The organism is Vibrio sp. 970, from assembly GCF_033339075.1.
This window is the reverse complement of the sequence record NZ_JAWOTW010000171.1, coordinates 1-851: the sequence shown is the minus strand read 5'-3', so window position 1 is coordinate 851 and position 851 is coordinate 1. Positions and strand designations below refer to the sequence as shown.

Here is an 851-nt window from a genome sequence, read left to right as displayed (position 1 = left end):
TCTTGCCTCTTATTATATTAGCCGCTGCGCTGTATACCGTATTCCATAAAACGCCACATTCACCTCATCAAAGCCCAATACCAGAGCCTTGCCCAAAACTGCATAAAAAACAGTACCTGCAAGGTTTGTCGATTGGTTTTTACGATGGATTAGCCGGTCCAGGAACAGGCGCGTTTTGGCCTGTAAGTTCTATGGCGCTGTACCGTCTCAATATATTGCTCGCCTCTGGTTTAGCCAAAGCGATGAACTTCACCAGTAATTTTACCTCACTTATTACTTTCGCTATTTTAGGTCACATTAACTGGGTGCTAGGCTTAACAATGGGTGTGTGTTTAATGGCTGGGGCATTTGTTGGTGCGCATTCTGCAATTCGATTCGGCTCTAAGTTCATTCGTCCCGTTTTTGTCACGGTCGTGAGCGTATTAGCGATTAAGCTGGCTTATGACGCTTGGTTTGTAGGTTTATCATGAACATCGAACAACTTTCGAAAAGTTTAGAACACATGGCGAATCAAGCCGCGACATTGGATCGCCAACGAGGAGAGCATCACGTTCCGTTGTTTGATGAACGTTTATTTAGCTGCCGTTCTCGCTTACTGACCCCTTGCGTAAAAGAAGCGAAATCGACACTGGACGCGATTATCCGAGAGCAAAACGAAAATAAGCTCACCGCTTTGCGAGCGGAGGACTTCACCGAACGACTCGTAGCGCAAATTAGCGCAATTCAGCGAGAGATTTCTACCACTAAAATTCGTAAGAATGAAATCAAGCATAGCAGCCACTTTCGCAAACCAATTAACGTGCTTTATCAAGAGCTCGCGCAACACCAAGAATGGGCAAGACGCTTGCGAG

2 protein-coding genes are annotated in these 851 nt (G+C 45.7%); both read left to right on the top strand.

The annotated features are described in order from the left end of the window. The coding region (locus R7Q11_RS25490) for a sulfite exporter TauE/SafE family protein (RefSeq protein ID WP_225466914.1) at nt 1-470 on the top strand (470 nt) is incomplete at its 5' end. Then, nucleotides 467-851: primosomal replication protein (locus R7Q11_RS25485; RefSeq protein WP_225466913.1), on the top strand; the 385-nt coding region annotated here is incomplete at its 3' end. The genes R7Q11_RS25490 and R7Q11_RS25485, both read left to right, overlap by 4 nt.